Here is a 6,830-nt window from a genome sequence, read left to right as displayed (position 1 = left end):
CCTCTACACTTATCCACAGCCGACCCTCTCAAAGTCGGCTTCCACCCCTGGCTCAATATTCAGTCGGCACGGTGGCTCAAATTTGGATCGGCGCGGACAGCCGAGAAGGCCGTACCTGCGAAGGCGGCAAACGCGAACAAGGGCTAGCGACTCGGTCTCAGGAGGCAGCGGTGGGCGCTGCTTGCGGAACCACGGCGCCGACGGAAGGCACACCTTCGAATGCGAGCAAGCGCAGCGCGTTGACGACCACGAGCAACGTCGATCCTTCGTGGAACAGAACAGCCGTGCCAATGTTCAGCCCAAAGATGGTTGCCGGGATCAGCACGGCCACAACCCCCAAACTCACCCACAAGTTCTGGCGGATCACCCGCGCCGTGCGCCGCGACAGCGCGACCGCGAAAGGCAACTGGCTCAGGTCGTCGGCCATCAGCGCCACGTCCGCGGTCTCCAGCGCCACATCTGAGCCGGCCGCGCCCATCGCAATGCCCACGGTCGCGTTCGCCATGGCCGGCGCGTCGTTGACCCCATCGCCCACCATCGCGACCCTTCCCTTCTCCAGCAACTTCTTGATGGCATCCACCTTGTGTTCCGGCATCAGATCACCCTGCGCTTCGGTAAGGCCGACACTCTGCGCCACGGCTTCGGCAACGCGCTGGTTGTCGCCAGAGATCATGATCAGGCGCTCGATTCCGAGCTCCTTGAGGGCTCGCATCACGCCCGCTGCGGCCGGCCGGGGCGTATCCATCACGCCGAGCACACCCAGGTAGCGCTCTCCCAGGCGCACGACCATGGTCGTGCGTCCCTGGGCGATGAGCGCCTCGTTGGCGCGAGCCACCTCCGGCGGCATTGGCGCCCCGCCGATCTCGGAAAACATGGCGGCCTTGCCCACATGCAACATTTCCCCGGCAACTCGTGCCGATACGCCCCGGCCAGTGATGCTCTGCACCGATTCGACGCCGGGTTCGGGGCTGCCCGAGGTCAGTCGCTTTTGTGCGCCTTCGACTATCGCGGAGGCCAGCGGATGGTCGCTGTGCCGCTCCACCGCCAGCGCGACCGTCAGCAACTCCGATTCGCTCGAACCGGGGCCGGCAACGACGTCCGTCAGCCGGGGCTTGCCTTCCGTGAGTGTCCCCGTCTTGTCGAACGCAATCGCCGTCAGGGTGCCCAGGTTCTCCAAAGGGCCGCCGCCTTTGACCAGCACGCCGCTGCGCCCGGCGCGAGCCACGCCGCTCAGCACGGCACTAGGCACCGAAATCGCCAGCGCGCAGGGGCTTGCCGCCACGAGCACGGCCATGGCCCGGTAGAAAGTGGTGCTGAACGGCTCGTCGATGACGAAGCCGGCGAACAGCAGAAGAACCACGCCAATGAGGATGACGGGAACGAAAATCCGTTCGAACTTGTCGGTGAAATTCTGCGTGGGTGAGCGCTGCGTCTGAGCTTCGGTGACCAGCTTGACAACGCGTGCCATCGTGGACTCCGTCGAGGCACGGGCCACCATGACTTCGATGGCGCCCGGTCCATTGATCGTGCCTGCGAACACCTTGTGCAGTGCGGCAACCTTCTCGAACGCCCGCAACGCCGCCTGGGAATCGTCGACCGGCCGCTTGTCCACGGGCACGCTTTCACCGGTGACGGGGGCCTGGTTCACGCTGGACTCGCCACGCACCACGAAGCCGTCGGCGGGCAGCCGCTCGTTCGGCTTGACGAGCACCACGTCGCCCACTACGAGTTGCGCCACCGCGACCTGTTCCGTGCTGCCGTCGGGCCGTTTCACCAGCGCAGTTTCGGGCGCGAGCTTGGCCAACGCTTCAATCGCCTTGCGTGCCCGCCCCATGGCGTAATGTTCCAGCGAGTGGCCAAGACTGAACAGGAACAGGAGCAGGCCTCCTTCGGCCCATTGACCGAGTGCGGCTGCGCCCGCGGCGGCAACGAGCATCAGCGTGTCGATCTCGAAGCGCTTCGCGCGGATGTTCTCGATCGCCTCTTTAAGCGTGTAGTAGCCGCCGAAGACATACGCGGCGACGTAAAAGCCCTTGCTGACGAGTTCGGGCGCGAGGTCGCGCCACGCAAGCAGCCAGCCGATGAGCACCATGAGGCCCGCCAGCAACGCAAAGATCAATTCGGACTTTTCTCCGAAGGGCCCGCCATGGTCATGGGCATGGCCCGCGCCGGCGTGATCCGCATGGTCGTGGTCATGGTCCTTCCCGTCGGCATGGTCATCGTGACCGTGCTCGGCATGCGCATGACCCTGGTGCGGCGTTGGCGCGTCATCGTACGCATGGCCGCCCTCATGCGCATGGCCGTCGTGCGAATGCACGCCTTCACCGTGTTTCGCCGGGGCCGAGCTCGCTGGCTTCAGGGGAAGCCCAAGCATTTCGAGTTCGGACCTGACCTTCGCTTCATCGACCAGCGACCGGTCGAATTCGATGCGAACGGAACCCGTGGTTGAAACTTCCGCCTCGACCACGCCCTGGAGTGCGGAGATCTTGTCGCTCAGGCGCCTCGCGGCGCGCGCGTGCTGGGTCGATGTGTGGAACGCCAGATGCGCGAAGCGTTCGCCCAGCTCGGCGCCCGATGAGGCAGCGAGTTCGCGCACACGCTGCAGCGAGATCGTGTCGGGCCGGTAGTGAATGCACAACTGAGGCGGCTGCGAACCCCCGGCGTTGGCAACATGCACCTCACTGATGCCGTTGCGACCTGAAAGCAGCGAGATGAGCCGCGCCACGCACAGGTCCTTGACATCTTCCACGCCGGATAGAAGGACGGGAATGTCGAGGCGGATTTTTTCGGCTTTGGCCATGGGTGCACTCCGATTTTTGTTGTCAAGCTGCTGGGCTACTATGCAGCTCCAGCCGTTGTGAACAGTGGATTATGAGGTCGAGTTATCAGTCAGGCCCGCCGAGGGCCCCACAGCAGACAAGCTCGTGGGTAAGATCGGCTGCCGGGCCAAACCCGCCAACGTACTGCGAAGCACAACAATGAGAAAGTTTCTTGTCCTGCTGGCCATTGCCATTGCCGCGATTGTCCCGGCCGCCATCTTCCGGATCAGCGGATGGCGCCCCAATGCTGTCGTGGACACGGCCGTGTTCGGGCTCGCCGTGCTGGCGGCCGGCTTCATGCTCTCGTGGGGCGCCGAAGCCGCAGAGAAGCGCATTTCGCAGGGCCTCATACTGGCTCTCGTCGCACTCATCACAGTCCTGCCCGAGTATGCAGTCGACATGTACTACGCGTACCAGGCTGGCAAGGCGCCTGAGTCGAACTATGTGCACTATGCCGCGGCCAATATGACAGGCGCCAACCGGCTGCTGGTCGGCGTGGCGTGGCCTCTCATGGTGTTCCTTCATTGGTGGCGCACCCGCAAGCGCACCATCGAACTGGCAAGCGTGAACGTGCTGGAAGTGGGTTTCCTATTGGTGGCCAGCGTCTACGCATTTTCGATCGTCCTGAAGAACCGCATCAATCTGGTTGACACGGTCATTCTGGTCCTGATTTTCGGCACCTATCTTTGGTTCACGAGCCGGCTGCCGAAGGTGGAAACGGGCCTCGAAGCCGACGATGAGCCCGGCCCGGCCGCGGCGCTGTCGGAGCTCTCTCCGCGAAAGCAGTGGGCCTGGATGGCCGGGCTGGCGATCGTCGCCGCGGGCGTGATCCTGGCGGCAGCCGAGCCGTTCGCTGAATCCATCGTCGCCTCAGGGCGCATCCTGGGCATCGACGAGTTCCTGCTGATCCAGTGGCTTGCACCCTTGGCGAGCGAGGCGCCGGCAGTCGTCATCGCCATCCTGTTCGTCCTTTCGGGGCGCGCCGAGGGCGGGCTCACAACTATGATCAGCGACAAGATCAACCAGTGGACCCTGCTGGTGGGCATGCTGCCGCTGGCGATGAGCGTCGGCGCCGGAGCGATTGCGTCGTTGCCGCTGGACGCGCGGCAGCACGAGGAATTTTTTCTGACCGCGGCACAGTCGCTATTTGGAGTGGCTTTGTTGCTCCGGTTGCGCTTCAGCCTGCTATCGGCAGTCGTGCTGGCGGCCCTCTTTTCGGTCCAGATCGTTCTCGCCTTTGTCTATCGCGCGGATGCCGCCAAGGCCATCGCTTCGCTGACCATGCTGGGGTGGTTGTACCTCGGTCTCGCCGCCGTCCTATTCATGCTGTCGGGGCCGGCCGCCTGGCGCGCCGTCAGGAAACTGGAGGCCACGATTCATGGGCACGATCCGCAGGCGGCGGCACGCCGGGGGTCAGGTCCTGATACCGTCGGGCGCAACGGCTGAGTAAACGCGCTACCGCCAGCTCTTCGCAATTTCGGGATGCCGTCCTACCACCCAGGAAGTGCGGTAGCGCTAAGGTTGGCCCTTCAATCCAAGGAGCAAATCATGGCCAATCAACCCGCCGAGAAACCCGGCCCCCATCATCCGCACCAAGGCCACGTTCCAGGTGATCTGGATCCCCAAGGCCACCGCGACAAAAGCGCTCCACCAACAGGCACAACGGAAGAGCCTGGCGCCCATCATCCGCACGAGGGCCACAAACCCGGGGACCTGGACCCGCACGGACACCGCGATACGTCGGGCGGACAACAGAGGAAGTAAGCTGCTTACGCAGCACTTGAGCGAGGCGGCGAGTCCGCCTCGTTGCGTTTCAGGATGGCACGTAGATCAGTGCCGTCATTCTCAGGCTGAGATCGAACCGATCCGCCTGAAAGCGGACCCGGTCCCCGTCGCGCCTGCCAATCAGCCACTTCGCCTCAACGAACCTGAAGGTCGTCGTCCCGGCCCGAAGGTGCAGATAGGGAATGGCATCGTGCTGCAGGGTGATCTTGCCTGCCTCGTGATCGATCTTGACGATCCGGCCAGAGATGAAGTCGCTGGCGGAAGGCTCAGCGATGCACGCCGCGGTCGCAACCAGCGCCAGTCCAAATCCCACAACCCATTTGCGGCGCGTCAAATGCAAGGTATCCATGGCTAAGTTCCCCCGTTGCGACAGGGGCGAGCACGTCTCGAGAGTCGCTCGGAAAGGGGTTTTTGTCTGCTCGTCACGTGCCATCGCATGGTACAGCCCTTTTCGCCGAGGGACTCCCCAGTTGCACAGGCATTGCCGCTACGCTAGCCGCCGTCGCGGTCTCACCGCGCAGGCGCACTCCTACAGCTGAGGCACAGTTGAGCGATGTTGAAAACAAAGCGATTCGCTCCAAGTCTATTTTCTCGTGCAATACCAAGGCCAGGAAAAAGCCCACCAAAGCAGCCGCATAGCGCCCGGCACATCCGGATGCTTCGAGCTTGGCAATGGCACGGGTACTCGCCTAATGAGCAATATTGCCAATCCAAGAAATAGCCAAGCAGTCGACAGGAGTTGGACGATCGTCTTGAAGTTGTCGTCGATCACCCGCATGACCAATACACCGGCGAGGACATCCACCAGCTGCGCTTCATTTGCTTGTGCCGGGCGATGGACATGTCGCTCGAAGAGGTTCGAACACTGCTGAGCTTGGCTTTGCGCAGGAAAGCAGATTACCGAGCGGCGAATCTTGCACTGAATGAGCACATCGGTCATGTCCGCACCCACCTGCATCGGCCTCATGACGCGTTCATTGACGATGCTATTGAGATAATCTTTCTTATCGCAATAGCCATGTCGATCCACTAAACTGGCGATCGTGAAAAGTACCCGAGTCTCCAAGCCGGCGAATGCGGAAAAGGAATTCCCCGGCACCGCGGCCCTCGCGGCGCTGCGCGCCTGGTACGCGGGCCTGGGTGCGCGAGCGGCCGTTGCCCAATATCTTGGGGTGGACAGGGCGGACGGCCAGTCCTCTCGCGCAATGCTGGGCGACATCCGCCGGCAGCTGACCAAGCATGCGCGCCAGCGGCACCGGGAAGACCTGGCCAGCCTGCTCGAACACTCGGCGGCGGAACGCGCGCAGCGCGCCCGCGCCGTGATGGATGCGATCGAGACGCTGCGGCATCTGCCGGTGCCCGCGCCCATGGTGACGGACGACCTCGAGCGCTGGCTGCCGGCGCGTGCCGCCGGCGCCATGAAAGCCCATGGCTTCAAGACCCTGGCCGATCTGACGGTGCGAATTCCGCGGCGCCGGCGCTGGTGGACGGGCATTCCCGGCTTGGGCGCGGCCAGCGCCAGGCAGATCGAAGCCTTCTTCGCCGCGCACGCGCACCTCACGCAGCAAGCCCGCGCGCTGGTGCCCATCGGCGCTCAAGATGATGTGGCGCCCTGGGAAAGGCTGCGCGTGCCCCATGAGGTCGACGGCTCGCGGGGCACCTTCCGCGCACCCAAGGCCACCTGCACGCTGGACGCAAACGACGACTACGAGGCGGTGCAGGCTTGGCTGGCGCTGCACGAATCGGCTGCAACCCAGCGGGCCTACCGCAAGGAGGCCGAGCGGCTGATTCTGTGGGCCGTTGTGGAGCGCGGCCGGGCGCTGTCCTCGCTCACCACAGAAGACGCGGTCGCCTTTCGCGCCTTCTTGCGACACCCAGCGCCCAGGGCCCGCTGGATCGGCCCGGCGCGGCCGCGCTCGTCGCCCGAGTGGCGGCCGTTCATCGGTGGACTGTCAGCCCGATCGGTGGCCTACGCGCTGTCGGTGGTGGGCGCCATGTTCCGCTGGTTGATCCAGCAGCGCTACCTGCTGGCCAACCCGTTCGCCGGCATCAAGGTGCGCGGCGCATCGCGCTCCGAATCGCTGGCCGTCACCCGGGTCTTCGGCGAAGGCGAATGGTCAGTGATCCAAGGGGTCTCCTCGTTTTCAGTGCAATAAGTGACGGTACGCAAAGCTAGCACTGGCGCGGGGGTGGTCTGGGTAGACCGTTGATTTCATTGACTTTCCT

General features: G+C 64.0%; 3 protein-coding genes and 2 pseudogenes. 3 read left to right on the top strand and 2 right to left on the bottom strand.

The window, feature by feature from the left end:
* Positions 1-157: 157 nt before the first annotated feature.
* Positions 158-2,800, bottom strand: coding sequence for a heavy metal translocating P-type ATPase (locus B7Y64_RS18835; RefSeq protein WP_011805131.1), 2,643 nt, complete (start codon positions 2,798-2,800; stop codon positions 158-160).
* 178 nt (positions 2,801-2,978) lie between these two features.
* Between B7Y64_RS18835 and B7Y64_RS18830 the strand changes: the two genes are divergently transcribed.
* Positions 2,979-4,265 carry a sodium/hydrogen exchanger gene (locus B7Y64_RS18830; RefSeq protein WP_011805132.1) on the top strand — a complete coding sequence of 429 codons (1,287 nt, stop codon included), beginning with the start codon at positions 2,979-2,981 and terminating at the stop codon, positions 4,263-4,265.
* Positions 4,266-4,632: 367 nt separating this feature from the next.
* Here B7Y64_RS18830 and B7Y64_RS18825 read toward each other — a convergent pair whose 3' ends face one another.
* Positions 4,633-4,953 (bottom strand): copper-binding protein, encoded by a 321-nt coding sequence (locus B7Y64_RS18825; RefSeq protein WP_067513095.1) that lies wholly within the window; start codon positions 4,951-4,953, stop codon positions 4,633-4,635.
* 435 nt (positions 4,954-5,388) lie between these two features.
* Here B7Y64_RS18825 and B7Y64_RS18820 point away from each other — a divergent pair.
* Positions 5,389-5,550, top strand: a pseudogene (locus B7Y64_RS18820) (MerR family DNA-binding protein); the annotation flags it as partial.
* A gap of 97 nt (positions 5,551-5,647) precedes the next feature.
* A pseudogene (locus tag B7Y64_RS18815) lies at positions 5,648-6,667 on the top strand (site-specific integrase); the annotation flags it as partial.
* Positions 6,668-6,830 lie beyond the last annotated feature (163 nt).

The organism is Acidovorax sp. 35-64-16 (genome assembly GCF_002281195.1).
Lineage (GTDB): Bacteria > Pseudomonadota > Gammaproteobacteria > Burkholderiales > Burkholderiaceae_C > Acidovorax > Acidovorax defluvii.
Note: the sequence above shows the minus strand (reverse complement) of the source record. Positions and strands in the feature narration are given on the sequence as shown.

Excerpts from the sequence above, each read along its gene's own strand:
- B7Y64_RS18825 (WP_067513095.1), bottom strand. The coding sequence starts at position 4,953 with ATGGATACCTTGCATTTGACGCGCCGCAAATGGGTTGTGGGATTTGGA.
- B7Y64_RS18830 (WP_011805132.1), top strand. The coding sequence starts at position 2,979 with ATGAGAAAGTTTCTTGTCCTGCTGGCCATTGCCATTGCCGCGATTGTC.
- B7Y64_RS18835 (WP_011805131.1), bottom strand. The coding sequence starts at position 2,800 with ATGGCCAAAGCCGAAAAAATCCGCCTCGACATTCCCGTCCTTCTATCC.